The organism is bacterium, from assembly GCA_041648665.1.
Classification (GTDB): Bacteria; UBA10199; UBA10199; order 2-02-FULL-44-16; family JAAZCA01; genus JAFGMW01.
Genome location: JBAZOP010000018.1, coordinates 1 through 18,569, shown reverse-complemented (window position 1 = coordinate 18,569; position 18,569 = coordinate 1). Strand labels below are relative to the sequence as shown.

At 63.1% G+C, this 18,569-nt stretch carries 19 protein-coding genes; 17 read left to right on the top strand and 2 right to left on the bottom strand.

The annotated features are described in order from the left end of the window. Positions 1-14: 14 nt before the first annotated feature. The 5 genes from WC683_08045 to WC683_08025 all read left to right on the top strand — a co-directional run bounded on the left by WC683_08045 (position 15) and on the right by WC683_08025 (position 3,128). Entirely contained in the window at positions 15-1,106 is a 1,092-nt protein-coding gene (locus WC683_08045; protein ID MFA4972552.1) for a hypothetical protein, read from the top strand. Positions 1,107-1,121: 15 nt separating this feature from the next. After that, positions 1,122-1,715, top strand: a complete 594-nt coding sequence (locus WC683_08040; protein MFA4972551.1) for a hypothetical protein — start codon at positions 1,122-1,124, stop codon at positions 1,713-1,715. 117 nt (positions 1,716-1,832) lie between these two features. After that, a complete protein-coding gene (locus WC683_08035) occupies positions 1,833-2,219 on the top strand; it encodes a hypothetical protein (GenBank protein ID MFA4972550.1) in 387 nt (128 codons plus the stop codon). A gap of 73 nt (positions 2,220-2,292) precedes the next feature. After that, the gene (locus WC683_08030; GenBank protein ID MFA4972549.1) at positions 2,293-2,736 is read left to right on the top strand and encodes a phage virion morphogenesis protein; all 444 of its coding nucleotides are present in this window, start codon (positions 2,293-2,295) and stop codon (positions 2,734-2,736) included. Next, a complete protein-coding gene (locus WC683_08025; protein ID MFA4972548.1) occupies positions 2,733-3,128 on the top strand; it encodes a DUF3168 domain-containing protein in 396 nt (131 codons plus the stop codon). Before WC683_08030 ends, WC683_08025 begins: the two co-directional genes overlap by 4 nt. Here the strand turns inward: WC683_08025 and WC683_08020 are convergent. Beyond that, positions 3,125-3,664 (bottom strand): HNH endonuclease, encoded by a 540-nt coding sequence (locus WC683_08020; protein ID MFA4972547.1) that lies wholly within the window; start codon positions 3,662-3,664, stop codon positions 3,125-3,127. The two genes, WC683_08025 and WC683_08020, sit on opposite strands and share 4 nt — an antisense overlap. A 130-nt stretch (positions 3,665-3,794) precedes the next feature. Between WC683_08020 and WC683_08015 the strand changes: the two genes are divergently transcribed. The 10 genes from WC683_08015 to WC683_07970 all read left to right on the top strand — a co-directional run bounded on the left by WC683_08015 (position 3,795) and on the right by WC683_07970 (position 15,777). Then, a complete protein-coding gene (locus WC683_08015) occupies positions 3,795-4,307 on the top strand; it encodes a methyltransferase domain-containing protein (GenBank protein MFA4972546.1) in 513 nt (170 codons plus the stop codon). Beyond that, positions 4,307-4,444 (top strand): hypothetical protein, encoded by a 138-nt coding sequence (locus WC683_08010; protein ID MFA4972545.1) that lies wholly within the window; start codon positions 4,307-4,309, stop codon positions 4,442-4,444. Before WC683_08015 ends, WC683_08010 begins: the two co-directional genes overlap by 1 nt. Next, positions 4,441-5,490, top strand: a complete 1,050-nt coding sequence (locus WC683_08005) for a glycosyltransferase (protein MFA4972544.1) — start codon at positions 4,441-4,443, stop codon at positions 5,488-5,490. Before WC683_08010 ends, WC683_08005 begins: the two co-directional genes overlap by 4 nt. Before the next feature lie 4 nt (positions 5,491-5,494). Further along, positions 5,495-5,890, top strand: a complete 396-nt coding sequence (locus WC683_08000; GenBank protein MFA4972543.1) for a hypothetical protein — start codon at positions 5,495-5,497, stop codon at positions 5,888-5,890. Between the two features lie 17 nt (positions 5,891-5,907). Next, entirely contained in the window at positions 5,908-6,174 is a 267-nt protein-coding gene (locus WC683_07995; protein ID MFA4972542.1) for a hypothetical protein, read from the top strand. Beyond that, positions 6,171-6,563 carry a hypothetical protein gene (locus WC683_07990; protein MFA4972541.1) on the top strand — a complete coding sequence of 131 codons (393 nt, stop codon included), beginning with the start codon at positions 6,171-6,173 and terminating at the stop codon, positions 6,561-6,563. The genes WC683_07995 and WC683_07990 overlap by 4 nt, the downstream gene beginning before the upstream one ends. Positions 6,564-6,727: 164 nt before the next feature. After that, positions 6,728-10,660 carry a hypothetical protein gene (locus WC683_07985; protein ID MFA4972540.1) on the top strand — a complete coding sequence of 1,311 codons (3,933 nt, stop codon included), beginning with the start codon at positions 6,728-6,730 and terminating at the stop codon, positions 10,658-10,660. Continuing rightward, positions 10,660-11,505 (top strand): hypothetical protein, encoded by an 846-nt coding sequence (locus WC683_07980; GenBank protein ID MFA4972539.1) that lies wholly within the window; start codon positions 10,660-10,662, stop codon positions 11,503-11,505. Before WC683_07985 ends, WC683_07980 begins: the two co-directional genes overlap by 1 nt. Before the next feature lie 6 nt (positions 11,506-11,511). Continuing rightward, positions 11,512-15,369, top strand: a complete 3,858-nt coding sequence (locus tag WC683_07975) for a hypothetical protein (GenBank protein ID MFA4972538.1) — start codon at positions 11,512-11,514, stop codon at positions 15,367-15,369. Between the two features lie 15 nt (positions 15,370-15,384). Continuing rightward, positions 15,385-15,777, top strand: coding sequence for a hypothetical protein (locus WC683_07970; GenBank protein ID MFA4972537.1), 393 nt, complete (start codon positions 15,385-15,387; stop codon positions 15,775-15,777). Positions 15,778-15,782: 5 nt separating this feature from the next. Here the strand turns inward: WC683_07970 and WC683_07965 are convergent, their stop codons facing one another. Then, positions 15,783-16,295 carry an HNH endonuclease gene (locus tag WC683_07965; GenBank protein MFA4972536.1) on the bottom strand — a complete coding sequence of 171 codons (513 nt, stop codon included), beginning with the start codon at positions 16,293-16,295 and terminating at the stop codon, positions 15,783-15,785. Positions 16,296-16,644: 349 nt separating this feature from the next. On the opposite strand from WC683_07965, the gene WC683_07960 reads away from it, so the two are divergent. Both WC683_07960 and WC683_07955 read left to right on the top strand, forming a co-directional pair. Beyond that, positions 16,645-18,138, top strand: coding sequence for a peptidoglycan recognition family protein (locus WC683_07960; GenBank protein MFA4972535.1), 1,494 nt, complete (start codon positions 16,645-16,647; stop codon positions 18,136-18,138). Continuing rightward, positions 18,131-18,569 (top strand): DNA methyltransferase (locus WC683_07955; GenBank protein MFA4972534.1); only part of this gene is annotated, 439 nt, incomplete at its 3' end. The genes WC683_07960 and WC683_07955, both read left to right, overlap by 8 nt.

Genomic DNA, 18,569 nt, shown 5'->3' with positions numbered 1-18,569 from the left:
GGGAGGATTAAACAATGGCTACTGTGGGATACAACGATCTGAAACAGTACGCCCTCCCCTCCTACTGGGATGCGGCGGAACTGCGCAAGTGGCAGTTGATTGACGGGACGACCTATGACCAGTTCGTGGCCGACATCGGGCGCGCGCTGGCGATCCAGAACGGGCAGATCCTGAGCGACCCGCTCATTGCCTCGCTGGTGAGCACCACGACCGAGATGGCTACCGAGTATCAGGTGGGCGTGTCAAACGGGATGCAGAAACACACCGAGTATGCGCGGCCCGAGCAGCGGCGCGGCGCGACCACGGGGCACATGCTCCCGCTGGAGGCGTATGATCGTGGGCTGGGGTGGACATGGGACATGCTGCGCAAGGCGCGGCGCATCCAACTGGACGCCGACATTGCCTCGGCAATGGCCGACGTGCGCAACCAGTGGGAGAAGGACATCCTGACGCGGCTGTTTAAGAGTACCTACACCGCCGTGGGTTCCAGTGGGCGCTCTATGCCCCTGGCCGACGGTGGTACGGCGGACGCAGCCTATATCCCCATCGCCGTCCCCGCGCGTGGGGGCACCTTCCTCTACACGCATGACCACATCTCGAATCTCAACGGCATCACTCAGGCCAACATCGAGACGGCGGTGGCGAACCTCTGGGAGCACGGCTATGACGCGCCCTTTGACATCGTGGCCGCCTATGCCGACCTGTCCTCGTGGACGAACACCACCAACGTGACGGGCTTTGTCCCGAAGGCGAATGGCCTCATTCGCTATGGCAATACGGCGGACTTGGCGCAGGTTGACGAGACCTACGTCGGCGTCATCGAAACCGACTATGGCCCTATCCGCCTGCGCGTGACGGGGCGCATCCCCACCACCTACTGGGCGATCTACAAGAGCTATGGCGCGAACGACCAGCGTAACCCGCTGGTGATTCGCCTCAGCGACTATGGCGTGGGCGCGGTGCTGCTCAAGGGCGACCACATCCGCGAGTACCCGCTGGAAGAGGCCATCCTCTTCAGCGAGTTTGGCGTGGGCGTGGCCAACCGTGTGGGCGCGTGCGCCTACATCAACAGCGCGGGCGGCTACACCGACCCGACCATCAGCTAACGAAAGGGGGCACCGATGAACCGCAGAATGTGGCGCATCGTGCCCCCGCTTATCGCGGGGCTGATGCTTCTGGGCTTTGTAGCGGCGGGCGGCGTAGCGGCGGATGTGCCCTACACGCGGATGCGCGCGCTGCGCGTGGAAATCCTCGCCCTGATCAATGGGGCGATGGACGTGGACGGCGCGACCACGCTCAACAGTACTCTGGACGTGGACGGGCTGGTGACGGCCAACGGTGGGGCAGTGGTGGCCGGGCAAACGTCGAGCGGCGCGGTCGTGGCGAGCACGGGCGCGTTTACGACCACGCTGGCAGTGGGCACTTTTGGCAGCCTTACGGCGGCGACGGGCATCACGGTGACGGCGGGCTGTACGCTGACGCCGACGGGCACCTACCAGCCTATCGCGGCGGATGGCAACCTGGGCCTGTCCGACATTGCCGCCGATAGCGCGGGGCGCTTGCTGATCCTCACCAACACGTCGGATACCAGCATCGTCATCACGGACACCGGCACGACCATGCTTTCGGGCAACATCACCCTGACCCAATACGACACGCTGACGCTCATTTCGGACGGCACGAACTGGCTCGAAGTGGCGCACAGCACGAACTAGGAGCGAACCATGATGGCAGAGCGCGCCTTGCTGACGGCGATTCTGGAAGAGCTAAGGGCCATCCATGTGCTGCTAGAGCAACTGGCGGCCAAGCCTGCACGGAAAAAGGAGTAGGCAATGGCCTTTACCTATGACCTCACCACCGCTATTGGCAAGGTGCGCTTTCTCATCCCCGACGATGACAGCGCCAACTACGATTTCGAGGACGACGAGATCACGCACCTGCTGACGCTGGCAGGCAGCAATGTCACGGCGGCGGCGATCAAGGGCTGTCGGTTGCTTTCGCGCAAGTACGCCAAGCGCGCCACGCTGGTGACCGACGCGCGCGGGCAAGCCTACGCCATGCGCTCGAATGATCTGGCTAAACGCGCCGACGAACTGGAAAAGAGCGAGATCGGCGGCATGAGCACGCTGACGCTGACGCGACAGGACGGCTATCACGACGAGAGTACCACCAGTGAATACGAGCGCGCGGCCAGGATAGTCTACATAGACCAGGGGTGAACATGGGCGGGAAACCATCGCAGGGGACGCCGCGAGACAAGCGGCTGAAACGCAATCGCAGACGGGGCGGTTGATGCTGAGCGTCAAGATCGAGGGCCTGGACAAGTTTCAGAAATCGCTCGACCGGCTCAACGGCGCGCGCGGCGTGGTGATGAAGGCGGCGCTGCAAGCGGGCCTCATGGTCTTGGAGGGCCAGGTCAAGCAGAACATCCGTGACGCCGACCTCATTGACACGGGCAACCTGCTCAACAACTGGAAGCAGGAAGTACGCGCCGATTATGCCGCGCTGGTGACGGACACGCCCTACGCGGCGATCCACGAGTATGGCGGCGTCATTCGCGCGCGCGGCGGGGGCTGGCTGACCTTCCAGACCAAAGACGGCGCGTGGCATCGCGTGAAAGAGGTGACCATGCCGGCGCGTCCCTACATCCGCCCCGCCATTGACGAGCACCGCGACGAGATCATGGGCGCGGTACAGGCCAAAGTGGAAGAGATGCTAGAGGCGATGCTCAAATGACGCTGACTATTGGCCAGGGCATCGAGGCAGCGCTAAAGGCGCACGCGGGCACGGCGGCGCTGGTGGGCACGCGGGTGACGGCGTTCATTCTCGGCGAGGGCATGGCCCTGCCTGCCATCACCTATCAGCGTATCAGCGCGTCGCCCGGCCCGGCCTTTGGCACGGCCACAAGCACGGTGAGCGAGCGCTGGCAGGTGGCGTGTTGGGCGACCACGGCCAGCGGCGCGCAGGCAGTGGCCGACCAGGTGCTGGCCTGCCTGGACGGTTACGCGGGCAAGCTGGGCGGGACGACGGGGATTCAGTCCACGGTGACCTACCAGGGCGCAAACGACCTGGAGGACGCCGTGACGGGGTGGGTGCAGGTGATCCTGGAGTTCGAGGTGTGGCATTAGTCCGTGCCGTTGGGATGCCCCTGATACCCGCCATCTTTGGCGCGATAGTGCTCTAGCTGATGGCAGTTGGGGCACAGCAGAAGCAGATTCTCGCTGGTATTGTTTCGGCGGTTACGGTCTATGTGGTGAACCTGCAAGATGTGTGGCTCAGTGTTGTACCCACATGCCTGGCATTGGCCAATAGTATGTCGCAGATGCTCTTGCCACCACTGCGCGGTGGTTCCCTTGAACCCGAAGGCATAGCGGGCGACGTTAGGGTTGTCGGGGCCAGCTTGGAAGCGCGGTCTATTGGGATTCGCGACGAATTTCTGGCGCGCTTCAGCAGTGTGCTTCTTGCCCCACATTGGATTCTTGTCGCCGGTCTTGTCATAGCACTTGGCAGAGCAGAATCGTATGTGCACACCGTGCATCTGGGCCTGTTTTATGCGCGACGGCCTAACGTAGAAGACGCGACCGCATGTCTCGCACTCAATCCATTGTCCATTGCGAGGGCGCATCTGGGGGGCGAATTTCATGTCTTCGGCTTGCTTAGGCATCTAGGTTTATCCTCCTGGCGCGCATTATAGCACAAACGTGAATGTGGAGCAAATGGAAGAATACGCGGATGTTGATGCACTGGCACGAACTGTTGACCGGCGGCTGAATGTTGGGAGCGGCGAATTCCCTTTGAGCTACTACAGGAACCTCGATAGCAACCCGGCTATGCCCGCCGACTATCATGCCGACGCGACCGAGTTCCTGAGCAACTGCGACGCGGGTGACCTGGATGAGATTTACGCTGGGCATTTCCTGGAGCATTTGAGTTACACCGAGGGGCAGGCGTTTCTGCGCGAGGCGTTCCGCGTGCTCACGCCGGGGGGCAAGATCGGCGTGGTGGTGCCGGACGCGCGCGAGGTGTTGCGGCGCTGGCTGGCCGGAACGATTGACGCCATCGAATACCCGGAACGGGTGTGGTGGCCTATTGCCGACCTCAACGCGGTGTGTCACCTCATTCTCTACTCGGACGCGCAAGAGTCGCCGCACAAGTGGGCCTATGACCGCGAGACTCTGGCGCGGGCGCTGAAACAGGCGGGGTTTGTGGAGCTGGCAGAGATTGACCGCTACCGCGACCCGCGCATCCCGGTGGGGGCGTGGTATCAGTGCGGTATCCAGGGGGAGAAACCAAAGGAGGGGGAATAATGGCGAGGGCATGGTGTCTCTGTGCGGTATGTCACCGCGTGTTGTACCTGGAGGACGGGCCGGTGTGCGAGGATTGCCGCACCAAGCAAGAGGCGGCGGGCAAAGAGGACAAAGAGCCGGAGCCGACGGCGGCATGAAGGTGCTCTTGGTTCACCCCGGCGCGACTTGGGCGGTAGCGGACGTCTGGCGCGGCGTCCATGACGCGCTGAAACGCCAAGGGGTAGAGATTGTGGAGTACGCCCTGGACGGGCGCATCCAATATTGGGGCGGTTTTCTCACGTGGGCCTGGAAGCACAACAAGGGCCGCACGCCCAAGCCGTCGGCGGGCGATTATCTCTACATGGCCACGGCGGGGATATTGGAGCGCGCGCTGTGTCACCAGGTGGACTGGGTGCTGATCATTTGCGGCAGCTACATGCACCCGGAGGCCATGAAGCTCTTTCGGCGCGCGGGCCTGCGCGTAGCGACCATTCTCACCGAGTCGCCTTACGACGATGAACGCGAATGCCGCATTGCCGGCATGTCCGACGTGGTGTGGACAAACGAGCGCGCCAGTGTGGAGACGTTCAAGCCGCACTGCGAGCGGGTGTACTACTGGCAGCACGCCTATGAGCCGGAGCGTCATCACGCCGAAACGCAGGAGGGGGACATCCCGAACGCGCCCGCGCACGACGTGGTCTTCGTGGCCACGGGCTTTATCGAGCGGGTAGAGGCGCTGAGCGCCGTCAACTGGGACGGTATTGACTTTGGGCTTTACGGCGCGTGGGGGTTGCTGGGTTCGCGGCATCCACTGCGCAAGCACCTGCGCGACGGGGTAGTGAGTAACGCTATCACCGCCGCGCTGTACCGCAAAGCCAAGATCGGGCTGAACATTCACCGCACGTCTATCGGCTGGGGGCGCGACGCGCTGCACGTCCTGGGCGCGGAGAGTATGAACCCCCGCTGCTACGAGCTGGCGGCGTGCGGTTCGTTTTTCATCACCGACTATCGCCCCGAAGTGGGCGAGATATTCGGGGACGTGGTGCCCACCTTCAGCACCCCGGCGGAGCTGGAGGGACTGATTCGCTACTATCTGGCGCATGGCGAGGAGCGCGCGCGTCGGCTGGCGCAGGCGCAGGCGCTCATTCAGGGGCACACGTTCGACGCAAGAGTGGCAGACCTGATAGCAAAACTGAAGGAGTAGAGCAATGGCTCTTTACCATGGTCGGCACGGACTGGTCTACATGTCCACCACGGGCACGGGGAACGCGACAAGTATCACCTCGCTGACCACGTGGTCGTTGGACATGAGCCGCGACACAGTGGAGGTGACCGCCTTTGGCGACACCAACAAGGTCTACGTCGCGGGTCTCAAGGACATCAAGGGCAGTTTCGAGGGCTTTTGGGACGATACCAACGATAACATCTATGACGGCTCGGACAGTGCGGACGGCGTGAAGTTGTACCTGTACCCGTCGTCTGACGCCATCACGAAATACTGGTACGGCCCGGCGTGGCTGGACATGTCGGTCGAAACCGGCGTGGGCGATGCGGTCAAGATCAGCGCTAATTTCAGCGCAAACGGGGCTTGGGGGCAGAAGTAGTAAGGGACTGGTAAAGAATGCAAGCCAGTGGAATAAGCGGGCGGTTGCTTTCGGCGGGACGCGAGGCGGCGCTGCTGGGCCGCTGGCAGTTGCAGACCACGGGCGGGGGCGCGTCGGTCACGGCGGCCCTCGCCGCCTTTGACGAGTTTCTGCTAGAGCACGGCGGGCGCTTCACCCTGGTGTTGGCCGTGGGGCCACGGGTGTGGCGCTGGCGCAACGCGCAGGTGATCGCGCGCAGTGAGACAACGATTGGGATAACGGGAGAGGGGAGGCCAGAGGAGTGAGCAGCAGACGAGGCTTTGTGACGGCGGAAACGAAGGTGCTGGACTTGCCAGGCGGCGGGTGGATCGAGGTCAAGACGCGCCTGAACCACGGCGAGGTCATGGCGCTCAAGTTCAACTCCTGGGGGCGCACGGCCATGAAGCTCCAGGACGGCGGCGCGGATATTCCAGAGTTCGAGTTGGACATGGCCCGCGCTGAAAAGATGCGTTGGCTGGCCTGGATCGTGGACTGGGCGCTCGTGGACGACCACGACAAGCCGGTGCGCGTGACGGAAAAGGCATTCGCAAGCCTCAAAGAGGATGTGGCCGCCGAAATCGAGGCGGTGCTTAGCGAACACATCGCCGCGATGGAAAAGGAACAGGCGGAGGAAGCACCAAAAAACGTATCGTGACCCGGCTCAGCCGGGATGCGTTTTGGGAGGCATGGGACGCGCAGAACAAATCTGACGCGGAGGTGATGGTAGCGATGCAGTGGAGTTGGCGCGACTTGTGCGAGTGTCCAGAGGACGTGCTAGAGCGCGTGATAACCCGCCTCCAAAGCGAGAGGAAATAGCGAATGGCGATGACGGCGGCGGAACTGAGGGTGGTGCTTTCCGCCAAGGACGAAATGAGCGCGGTGCTGAACAAGGCGCGTTCCTCGTTGCAAGGGCTGGGCGGTGAAACGTCTGGCTTTGCGGGCAAGGCGTCGGGCGCGTCGGGCGCGGCCAAGTCGGTGGGCGCAGCGATGGGTGGCCTCGGCTCGGCGGCCTCTGGCGCGGGTGCGGCGATGGCGGGCATCAGCGCCAAGACGGTGGCCCTGGGCACGGCGTTGGGGCAACTGGCGCTGGGCGGTATCAGCGCGGCGGCGAACGCGCTGAAAAACAACCTCGGCGCGTCCTACACCGCCGTGGCAGATCAACAGCGGATGCAAGCCTCGTTGGGGGCGATGGTCACCAAAGAGCTGATGAAGGGCACCACGGAGGTCGTGGCGGCGGGGCAGGTGCGCGTACAGCTCACGGCCAAAGAAACGGAAAAGCTCCAGGACTTGCAGCAGGCGGTGCGCGAGCACAGCAACGCGGTGAGTATTCAGGAGCAAAAGACGGCGGCGGCGCTGGCAAACGGCAAGCTCTCGGCGGCGCAAAAGGAAAAGGAAGTCATTGCTCTGGACAAGGTGCGGGGCAAGCTCTCCGAAGAGCAGGCGGCGATGGCCGCGCTGACGGCCAAGAGCAACCAGCTCGTCAACGTGACCAAGAGCGTCACCACGGGGCAGCTCGACCTTAACGCGGCGCGTGACGCGGCGGCTCCTATCGCGGCGGACCTGCTGCGCTGGGTGGAAAAGATGGGTGCGCAGTCGCCCTTTGAGAGCGGCATGATCGGCGACGCGCTGAAGACGAGCATGGCCTTTGGCGCAACCCGCGAGGAAGCCAAGGGCCTGGTAACGCAGCTTGTGGACTTTGCAGCGGCCACGGGCAAGAGCGACCAGGTGATCCAGCAGCTTGGCCTGGTCATGGGCCAGATTCGTGGCAAGGGCAAGCTCATGGGCGATGACATGCTGCAGCTGGTCGGCGCGGGCGTGCCGGTCAATGACATTCTGGCGCGCATGGGCAAGCAACTCTCGGACGTGTCTGAGGGCACGGTCGGCGCGGCGGGCTTTTTCAAGGCGTTCGGGGAAGAGATGAAGGGCAGCGGCTTTGAGGGCGCGGCCAAAGATCAGGCGACCTCGCTGGCTGGCCTCGGCTCCACGATCAAAGAGACGATGAACATCGTCAAGCGCGATATGAGCAAGGGCGTGTGGGAAGCCTTGCAGGGGCCAATGGCGAGCTTCCTGAACGTGCTCACCGACGAAAAGAACATGACCGCCATCGCTGCCTTTGGCAAGCGCATCGGCGCGGGGCTGACCGCTGGCATGAGCAAAGCGCAGAGCGCAGCGGCATCGGCGCAAAAGGCATTCTCCGCTGTCGGTGGGGGCGCGAAGGGTATCAAGGCCGGGGCTATCTCGGTGTTGCCTGACCTGCTGGGGGCGGATGCGCCCAAGGCGGCGGCGGTGATCGGCCCGGTGCTCGACTTTATCACCGGCAAGGTCGAGACCTTTGCGGCGCGCGTGCAGGCGGTCATGCCCTCGGTGCTCCAGGTATTCAACACCCTCTCTGCCAACATCGGCCCGATCATGGCCACGCTGGGGCCGGTGTTCGCGCAGGCCGGGGGCATGATCACCACGGCCCTCGGACAGATCGCGCCGGTGGTAGCCTCGGTCATTGGCACGATCATCACCTGGATTGTCGGCAACCTGCCTCTCATCCGCGATACCGTGGCCTCGGTCATGACCTCCATTCAGGCCATTTGGAATGCGGTATGGCCCGCGCTGGGTCAGGTGATTCAGACGGTTGTGCCGCTGGTGTTGGACATCATCAAGGCGATGATGCCCGTGTTCGCGCAGGTGTTCTCGGTCATCGCCACGGTGGTTAAGGCGGTTATGCCCGTGGTGGTCAGCGTTATCACCACCATCGCCGACATCATCCGCGAGAATCTCCCCGCGATTCAGACCATCATCAGCACGTCAATGGACATCATCTTTGCCGTGTTCAATGCGGTGTGGCCTGCGATTCAGGCCGTTGTCACCACGGTGATGGGCGCGATTCAGGTCATCGTGAGCACGGTCATCAACGTGATCCAGGGCATTCTGACGGCGGTGATGCAGGCTATTCAGGGGGACTGGGCGGGGGCGTGGCAAACCCTACAGAACACGGTATCCGCGTTCAAGGAAACGGTGGAGGGCTATCTGCGCATTTTCCAGGTGCAGTTGCGTACCCTCTGGTTTGACATGATAGCAGAGCTGAAGGCGGTGTGGGTTGACGCATGGGCGATCATCGGACAGACGGCGCGGGACGCCTGGGACGCGATCAAAGCCTTCTTCTCTGGCCTGCCCGCGCAGATGCAGAGGCTCGGCGAGGATATGTTCAACGGCCTGAAAGAGGGGCTGACGCGCAAGGCGCAGGAACTGGCTGACGGGGCCAAGCGGCTGATCGCCAACATCATCGGCGGGATGCGCGACGAAGCGAACAGCCATTCGCCATCGAAGGAAACCTGGCAGATAGCCATTGACCTGGTAAACGGCCTGGTGGGTGGACTCGACCAGGGCACCCGCGACGCGCTGAGTGCCGCGACCGACCTCATCGGCAAAGTGCTGGGGGTGTTCTCGCAACTCTCGAATATGAAGGGCGGCCCGGCGGCGATTGACTGGGCAGCGTGGGGCAATGCCATTCGTGACGGTGCGGTGACGGCGGCGCGGGCCATGAAAGAGGCCGAGGCCATCATGGGCGCGAACACGCTCAACGAAACGGGCGGCGAGGCGGGCATTGCCGACAAGTTCGCCAAGCTGTTCGGGGTCATGCCCGACTTTAGCAAGATAGCGCTGCCCAAAGAGATGCCCGACCTGGAACGCTGGGGCGCGCTCATGGCCGGCGTCGCTATCCGCGTGGTGGAGGTGATCCGCGCAGTGGAGGCGGCCATCGGCCCGGACGTGCTCATGGCCGCAACGGGCGTAGCCGACACGTTCAGCAAGCTGTTTGCTATCATCGGCGCTGACCTGGCCAAGCTCCAAGTACCCGACAAGTTCCCCGACCTCACCCTCTGGGGGGCACTGGCAGCGGGGGCGGCCATTCGCGCTGCCGAGGTGATCATGGCGGTCAAAGCCAAGATCGGCGACACCATGCTCTCCACGGCGGCGGGGCTGGCCGATAACGTCAAAAAGCTGTTCGACATCCTGGGGGTGCAGCTCACGGCGGTGGTGCCGCCCGCACCGACGTTCGTGCCCTTCTTGACCGCATACCTGGCCGCGCTGGAAGTAGCCGCGCCACTCATTGCCAACGCGCTATTGCGCGTCAAGGCGGGATTCGCGGACAAGGCTCTTGGCGCGGCAGCGGAGGTAGGCGGGCAGATCAAGAGCATCTTTGAGGTGCTTAGCTTGGGCGAGATGCTGAAGGGGCTGAAGGACTTTAATCTCAACGCCTCGGAGACCGCCGTGGGCGGGCTGGTGTCCTGGCTGTACAAGTTCGTAGCGGCGATGAAAGCGGCGGTTGGCGTGCTGGTTCCGGCGCTGGTCTCTATCGGCACGCAGTGGGGCGACGCGCTCACGAGAGCCGTGGAGACGGCGAACAAGATCAAGGCAGTGATGGAAGCCATTGCTGGCGTGGTCGTGGCGCAGAACGCAGCGGCGGAGACGGGCATTGACGCGGCGCTCATTGGCGAGCTGGTGCGCCAGCTCAACGCGGCGGGGGCGATGATCGGCACGGGCGGTGTTCCGGCGGGCATGGCTACCACACCCACGACGCCGGCGCCCGCGGTGGGAACGCCGGCGGGCGGCGACCAGGCGCAGGGCGTGCAGCCCGTCACTATCAACATCTTTGGGCTGGGCGATGCGCTGCTTTCCAGTACCACGGTTGTGGCGCGTCTGGCCGAGGCGGTGAACATCCTTATCGGCGAGAACTATGTGCCAGGGGGGGCGTACTAATGGCCGCCAACGACCTGAGCTACACCAATAGCGCGAGCACGGTGCTCAACCTCAACGACGGCTCGACGTACAAGCTGCGCGCTATTCGGGGCATTTACAACGACACGGCGAAACCCGTCTCGGTGCAGGTGGCGACCAAGACGCCGCCGGAACAGTTCCAGGCGTACAACCGCACCGCACGCACCTTCGAGGCCGACCTGTTGGTGTACGGCTCCAGCTACAGCAACGTCGTGACCAACCTCGCCGCGCTGGGCGCGCACTTTGCGGTGGACGCGCGCGGCGACGGGCTGGGCACGCTCACCTACACCTCCTGGGCCAACAACCAGCGTAGCATCCGCTGCGGGCTGGCAGAGCCGTTCGACGACAGTAAGTGGATTCCGGCGGCGACGAAGGCGTGGACAGAGGTGACGCTCAAGTTCTACGCGCCCGACCCGACCTTCTGGAATCCCACGGCGGTAACGGGGGCGAGCGCCTTCAACGGTGCGACGCCGGTCAATCTATCCTGTGCCAACACCGGTAACCTCAACGGCTATCTGACCCTCACCTACACCGGCACGGCGACGGCCACGGTGAACCCGAAGGTGACCGACGCCTATGGGCACTGGGTAGAATTGGAGGGCACGGTCAGCAACGGCGACGTGGTGGTGATGGTGCTCGACCCCTCCGCGATTAGCGTGCTCTACACGCCGTCGGGCGGATCGGCGACGAACTGGTGGGGCAAACGGAGCGCAACCAGCACAATGGTCTATGCCAAGTATGGCACGAATAACCTGGTTTTTAGCGCCACGTCGGGCACGGCGACGATTGCCACGACGTTTTATCCGCGCCACAGTCAGCATGGGTGATCATAAATGACGATGACCGTTCCCGCAATTGCGCGTTGGGATGACTGGCGCTTCGACCTCTGCGACAGCAACGGCGTCGCGTTGTGTTCGCTCAACGAGGAAGCGCAGGACTTTGAGGGCACGGCGATACCGGGCGCGACGGCGCACCGGCTGGAAACGTGCTCCTTCAAGCTCCCCGCGCACGGGCGCGCCGCGTCCTACATTGACCCCGACGTGTTGCAGATGATCCGCATTACCCCCTACGAGCAGAGCGCGCAGGCGCTATGGGGATTGATCGGGAAGGTGCGCGAGCAATACGGCAAGACCGCCGAGCAGGATTATCTCACCGTCTCTTGTGTGGGCGTGGAGTACCTGCTCCACTCTCGCCAGGTCTACCACTGGGACGGCGCAACCATTGGCTGGATCAACGTCACCGGCGGGGTAGATGACTTCCTGAAAGAGATGGTCAGGCAGACGGCGGTCGCGGCCACGTGTGGCACCGACGTGGACGGCAATAGCCGCGCCTGGACGTGGGGCACGCTGGTTGTGGCCGCCAATACGACGGCGGGCACGGTGGACAGTTACCGCGAGGGCGAGGGCTTCCTAGATGAGGTCATCGCCGCCTACGCCAAAGATCACGGTGTAGGCTGGGAGTTGCGTCCCACGGTATCCGGCGGCGCGGTGACGTTTACTTTTGCCACGGCGGTGCCTAACAACGGCACGAACAAAAGCACCGGCGCAAGCCGCGTCATCATCAATGACTTTGCGGATGTGCTGGTGCCCAGCGCCTCGCGGTATCGGGACTGGCAGCTCCTCGTCACCGACATGCACGGCATGGGCTACTCTCTGGTGGCCTCCGACACCACCCTCAGAACGGCGTGGGGGCGCTGGGAGGGCGCGTGCAACGAGACCGTGCACAACCAGGTCGAGCTACAGCTCGCGCAGTTCGGCCTAAAAGAGGGCTTTGAGGCGGAGTTTGAGGCGAGCGCGGCGGCGGGCGGGGCCTGCCGCTGGCTGGCCGAGTATTACGTCGGTGACATTGTGCTGCGCAACAACACCCGCCTGGGCATTGTCAGCGAGGCGGCTACCATCGCCGCGATCAAGTTTACCTTCCCCAACCGCGTCCTAAAGTTGGAGATTCGCTGGGGCGAAAAGGAACCCAACCAGAAGCAGAAGCAGGGGGGCACCTATCACCGCCTCGCGCCGGGCATTCCGGTCTTCCCGCGCTACGCCACGCCGGTGGCCGTAGGCGCGGCGAACGCGATGGGCACCATTGCCAACCGCGACATGGTGACGGGCGACCACGTGCACAAGGCGGTCATGGTCGTCGGCGCGCAGACGGTAACACCGGACTCTGGTATCTGGACATACGTTGCGGGCACGGGCATGGTCATCACCGGCAACAGTCCCAGCGCGCACCAGATCACCTTTGCCTCTTCGGTAACCGGCGGCTGCTACTGGGATCGGGCGGCCAATGGCGGCGACCCGTATCTGTTCCCGCGCACCTCCGGGGATGACGTGCACGTGCTGGGCGGCGGGGCCTTTCGTCTTTACCGCGCCGACTCTACCCTCGCCTACCTGTTGGAAAACACCGGTGACGTGCTCATCTATGGCAACGATGGCACGACGCAAAAGATAGGGCTGGAAGCGCAAAATGGTAGCGTGGGCACGGTGCACTGTTTCACTGCTGGGCGTCTCTCTTCCGGCGATGGGCACGAAAACGTCGGGCGACTGAACCTCTATAAGGGCCTGAACGATGACGCCGACGCGCACTTTTACGACGGCTCTATCGCCCACTGGTACGCGGGCGACGAACACACCGGGCTAGAGTTGGTCACCATCAGCGGCACCGACGGCTCCATCATGGCCCGGCGTGCAGTCGCAGCCACGCTTGCGGCGAGCATTATCCCCACGGGCGCGGATAGCGTGTTCCAGACCAAACGCGCCAACGGCACACTGGCAACCTGGATCAACGATGATGGTGATGTGCTGATCTATCGTGATGCGGGCGGCGGCTCTACAGAGCAAACCGTCGGATTGGAAGCCCAGTATGGCGGCGTGGGGGCGCGCAAATGGGGTTGCTTCGGGCGCATGCCCGATGCTGGCGGACTGCGGACACAGTATGCGCTACAGCTCTTCGCCGGCAACTCCTACGGCGGCGGCTCCACTAATGCCAACCTGATCCTATTCGACTCGGGCACCGCCTATTGGTCTACCACCGAGGCCACCTACGGGAGCTATCGCGTGGCCATTGGCGGCGCGAACGGTGACATCTGCGGCTATACTGCGGCGGGGGTGCTATCGTTCAAGGCGGCCAGCTCGGATGGCAACCTCGAGCGCATCAAGGGCTTGGATTACAGTTGGCCCGCAGCACACGCCGCGGGGTATCTCTACGATAACGGGTCTGGCACGCTTTCGTGGGCGGCGGCACCGGCGCAATACTGGACGGATTCCGGTTCCGCGCTCTACCCCACCACTGCCGGGCGCGATGTGGTGGTGCGCAAGGCGGACACGACCACGACGATTACGCTGGCAGCTGCGACGGGCAGCGCTACGTTCGCAGGTAACGTCACGGCGCAGGGTAATGCAGTCTACGTGACCGACGCCAACACCTATCTCAACCGCACCGCCTCGCTGCTAAACATCAAGACCGACCGGGCCAGCATCTACCTGTGGAATGCCACGCATACCGTCATTCTGGGCAACGGTACATTCTACCCATCAGCGAACAACACGATCAAGTGCGGCGACACGGCAACGCGTTGGTCGAATGTGTACAGCGTGCTGGGTAGTTTCACCGGCCAGATCACCTGTGGGGCGGCGGGGGCCGCGCCGCTCTCGGTGCCGCTCACCTCTACCAAGGTGCTCTACTTCGACTCCGACCTGCACGACGGCTACCATGCGACCGAGGCCAGCGAGGCGAGCAAAATCCCCGTGCGTGACGCCAACCAACTCATCAACGCGGCGGGGCTGGTACAGAGCGTCAATTACTACCTCAAGCCCGGCGACACCGGCACGGCCCTCGCCGTGGCCGGCGACATTACGGCCACGGGCAAGAGCGTTTACGCGAGCGCACTCGTTCACGGCAGCTATCACGTTACGCCGGGCGGCGCAACGTCGGCGGTGTTGGCGGGGACGGTATCGGCTACTCAGTATACCAGTACCATCCCCACGGCCAGCGGCGCGCCGTTCGTGGTCGCCTCGCAGACCGAGGTGACGAACCTCAACGCCTATCTGCTCAACGGGCATTCCAGCACCACCGCCGCTACGGGGAACACCATCGCCCTGCGCAGCGCCAGCGGCGACCTGACCGGACGGGTACTGATCTCTAGCGTGAGCACTGGCACTCCGCCCTTTACCGTGAGCAGCGCCACAAAAGTTCCCCTCCTCAACGTGACCTATCTCAACGGCTTCCCGGAGTCGGACACGGCATCCGGGGACACCATCGCGCGCCGTGGCCTGGTGGGGCAGCTCGCCTGTGCTGCGCTGACCTGCACGGGGATCACTGTGAACGCGGGCAACATCGTCCTTTCCGCGCTAGGTGCCACGGTGGATGGCGTAGACCTGAGCGCGTTCTACACCGCCTATGGCCTGCACCCCCACCACTTCACGGCGACAGGCACGATCAGCAACGGCGCGATCACGCTATCAGGGTCTACCAACACCAACACCAATTTTCTGGACAAACAGATCGTAAGCAGCGGGACGGGTGCAACGGAGAAGTATTTCTATATGAGCGATTCCGCTGGCGGGGGTAGCCCCTATTGGTCAAAAGCGGTGCTCCAGGATGGCACGCACACACATCCGCTCAGTTCGGGCACGGCATCGCAGGCGGCAAGTACGTTTAGCGGGACGGTGGATCAACACACGTCCGCACCAGTATAGGAGGAGGAAGGCACAGTGGAGGCTCATGAGGTTCGGGAGTTTGATTTTACGGTTTGGGAGTTCATCAACGCCGCCGCGTGCGTGAATAACGTGCGCGAGTACAGCGTGGGAGAGCACGCTATCCTCTACCCGCTCTCACACAAGCTCAGGATGACCGACGCGGAACGCGAGGCTACGGGATTCCAGGAGCGGCGGGACGGTGACGAGGTGGGCTATCAGTGGCGCGTTGATGCGCCGCTCATTCGCCGCAAGTTGCGCGGCGAGGCGGTGACGCTGCTCATTGCCCTGGTGATGCATCCGCCGCGCCCGCTATTCACTATTGCCGACGGCGACTTGCGCCGCGCCCTGCTCGAAAAGCTGGGAGCCACGGCGGAACAGCTCAACGAGCTATTCGGGAGCGACGAATGAGCAAGTTATGGACAGAGGATATGCCTCCAGGACTTCCCGGCGAGGATATTGCGGATAGCGCGTCGCGAAACGCCATACTCTCTGGCAATGGCGGTCTGGCTGGGCGTCCCGTGGACATAGCGCACGCGGATCTCGCGCACCTGCGCTTCTGTAAGCTTTGCCTGCCCGTTCCTTTCGCCACGCAGCCTCTGCTCGGGGTGTTTATGGCTGTAGTGGCCCTCCCCACGCGCCACACATTCAGGATGGCGTCGAGAGAAATGGGCGTTGCCGTGTTGCAGCTTTTCAGGATGCGCCTGTGCTACATGCCTGCCTTTGTTGACCATATCCTTGGCGTTATCAGATCTAGTTCCCAGGAAGAGATGCGAGGGATTGACACAGGTAGGGTTATCACAGTGATGACAGACGCAAAGCCCCCCAGGGATAGGGCCAATGCAGAGTTCATAGGCGACACGAGATGCCCTTTTCAGCCTTGTTCCAATACTGATATGGCCATAGCCTTTGGCGTCTGCGCTTGCCATCCACAACCAACACCCATCCGCGCCAGCGGACTTGTCAACCTTGGCCCAAAAACGCTGCGCGAGAGGGCGCTTGCGCGCCTCGTGAGAACAGGCTCTACTACAATATTTTCCAAATCCACGCGCGACCTGAGAAGGAACGGTAGAGAAGTGAGTACCGCAAATCTCACAAACGCGATCAAGCATCTTGCTCCTCTCACAAAAGGTGACACCCACGATCTTGGGCGGTTCTTGCTGAGGGAACCAGCGCAAAAGATCATGGGTGTCATAAAAAAGAAAGCCGCACCACGCTATAGGTTCCCTCAGCACCCTGAGTATAGCATATTCCAGCAGAAATGCAAGGCGGTGGCGGGTGTCTAAATTGTCCCTGCAGTGGATCCGTATGCCCGAATGGGCCAAGGAGGTTGCGCCGCGCCTACGCTGCGTCAAGCTCGTTGACCCGCCCAGCACGCCGCCGTGGGGCGACCTGCAATACATCATCCGCACCCCGGACGTGGACGCGCTACAGAACAGGTTTATCCATCTTGGCGCGGACGGCGCAGACGCCTGGTGGCTCACCTATGGCCCGTTTTTCCGGGCGCGCTCTTGGGCGCACGCTATTGAGATCGGCAATGAGCCAGACACCAGCGAGAGCGCGCTGCCCGCCTGGGTGGCGTTTACACGCCGCGCGGTGCAGCTCGTGCACGAGGCCGGACTGCGCGCCGTGGTGGGCAACTTTGCGCGAGGCACGCCACAACTGCGCGCCGCCGATGCCAACAGCCGCGCCTGGTGGATCATCGCCCCGGCGCTGGACGGTGCGGACTACCTAGGCCTGCACGAATACGGTTTCCCGGACATGATGCGCGACCATGCCTGGCATACCCTGCGCCATCGCTTTGTAGCGCAAGAGCTGGCCGGTATCGGCGTGGCCATGCCGCCGACGCTGATTACGGAGTGCGGCATAGACGGCGGCGACCGCCAAGGGTGGAAGGCATTTACGGACGGCACAGAGCACTACCTAGACCAGCTCGCCTGGTACGACGCGCAACTCTCGCAGGACGAGTACATCAAGGCGGCCTTTCTGTACACGTCCGGCCCGACATGGGATTGGGAGTCGTTCGACGTGACGGAGACCATCGCCCGCGCCGTGGCCGCGTGGGGCGGCGTGTCGCTCGTGTCTACCCCGCCCATCATCGCAGAATCGCGCAATATACCACCGGAGAGTAAGACGACGCCCTGGCGGGCGCTCTACATCCATCATACCGGCATTGACGCGCCCTTTTACGGCCAGCCCTCGGTGGACGCCACGATCACCTATTGGAAAGGCCGGGGCTGGGACGCCTGGCCGCACTGGATTGTAGGGCCGGATGGTAGCACCTGGCCGACCTTCGACATAAGCAAGGACGGTATCGGCGTGAGCGGGCACAACGCGGGGGCGCGCCACATCGAGATGTGGGGCCTGTTCACCGACCATACCCCGCCCGTTACGCAGTGGGATGCCACAGCCACCCTTGCGGCGCGCCTGCTCTACGACGCGGGCCTCGATGAGAGGGCGCTGCGGATGCACAGAGAGGATGAGCGCACCGAGTGCCCAGGCCAGGCTTTCGCGCAAGAATGGCCCTGGTTCGTGGCCGACGTGGGAAGCGCGCTCGACGCGCTGCGAGATGAGGACGCCGCCCCGCTTGGCGACCCCGACCACCCTATCACGCCGGTGTCGCTACTCTGCGAAAAGGCGCGTTGGCAGTGGGAGCAGACGGTGCGCGAATTGGAGGCAGGCGACACGGCCACGGCCCTCGCACGCGCGCGCACCTGCGCGGCGTGGCTGGGGGAAGCGGAACGCTACTACAAAGAGGCGCGCCATGCCTGAGTTCACGCTCATCGAAGGTGACTGCCTGGAGGTGATGCGCGGCATGGCCGATAACAGCGTTGACGCCGTGGTGACAAGCCCACCATACAACACCCTGCCTACATCGCCCAATGGCAGCGGAATGCATAAGCATAATGCCTGGTTGCAGAAGGCGAGTGATGGCTATTTTGACCAAAGGGATGAGGCGGATTATCAGGCGTGGATTAGAGATGTGATAACCGAATGTCTGCGAGTTTGTAGCGGCCTGGTATGGGTGAATCACAAAGTGAGGTATCGCAGTGGTGAGGCAGTGCATCCTGTGCGGTTTTTACCTTTCCCAATCTACGCCGAGGTGGTATGGGATCGTGGTGGGAGCATGGCGCTAAACTGTAAGCGGTTTGCCCCGTCATATGAGATGATATGGGCATTCGGGAAGCGGCGATACTGGAATG

What these genes read in the sequence shown, in the direction of transcription:
- WC683_07965 (MFA4972536.1), bottom strand. Translation starts at nt 16,295, where the DNA reads ATGGCAAGCGCAGACGCCAAAGGCTATGGCCATATCAGTATTGGAACA.
- WC683_08040 (MFA4972551.1), top strand. Translation starts at nt 1,122, where the DNA reads ATGAACCGCAGAATGTGGCGCATCGTGCCCCCGCTTATCGCGGGGCTG.
- WC683_08005 (MFA4972544.1), top strand. Translation starts at nt 4,441, where the DNA reads ATGAAGGTGCTCTTGGTTCACCCCGGCGCGACTTGGGCGGTAGCGGAC.
- WC683_08035 (MFA4972550.1), top strand. Translation starts at nt 1,833, where the DNA reads ATGGCCTTTACCTATGACCTCACCACCGCTATTGGCAAGGTGCGCTTT.
- WC683_08020 (MFA4972547.1), bottom strand. Translation starts at nt 3,664, where the DNA reads ATGCCTAAGCAAGCCGAAGACATGAAATTCGCCCCCCAGATGCGCCCT.
- WC683_08000 (MFA4972543.1), top strand. Translation starts at nt 5,495, where the DNA reads ATGGCTCTTTACCATGGTCGGCACGGACTGGTCTACATGTCCACCACG.
- WC683_08030 (MFA4972549.1), top strand. Translation starts at nt 2,293, where the DNA reads ATGCTGAGCGTCAAGATCGAGGGCCTGGACAAGTTTCAGAAATCGCTC.
- WC683_07975 (MFA4972538.1), top strand. Translation starts at nt 11,512, where the DNA reads ATGACGATGACCGTTCCCGCAATTGCGCGTTGGGATGACTGGCGCTTC.
- WC683_07995 (MFA4972542.1), top strand. Translation starts at nt 5,908, where the DNA reads ATGCAAGCCAGTGGAATAAGCGGGCGGTTGCTTTCGGCGGGACGCGAG.
- WC683_08025 (MFA4972548.1), top strand. Translation starts at nt 2,733, where the DNA reads ATGACGCTGACTATTGGCCAGGGCATCGAGGCAGCGCTAAAGGCGCAC.
- WC683_08010 (MFA4972545.1), top strand. Translation starts at nt 4,307, where the DNA reads ATGGCGAGGGCATGGTGTCTCTGTGCGGTATGTCACCGCGTGTTGTAC.
- WC683_08045 (MFA4972552.1), top strand. Translation starts at nt 15, where the DNA reads ATGGCTACTGTGGGATACAACGATCTGAAACAGTACGCCCTCCCCTCC.
- WC683_07985 (MFA4972540.1), top strand. Translation starts at nt 6,728, where the DNA reads ATGGCGATGACGGCGGCGGAACTGAGGGTGGTGCTTTCCGCCAAGGAC.
- WC683_07980 (MFA4972539.1), top strand. Translation starts at nt 10,660, where the DNA reads ATGGCCGCCAACGACCTGAGCTACACCAATAGCGCGAGCACGGTGCTC.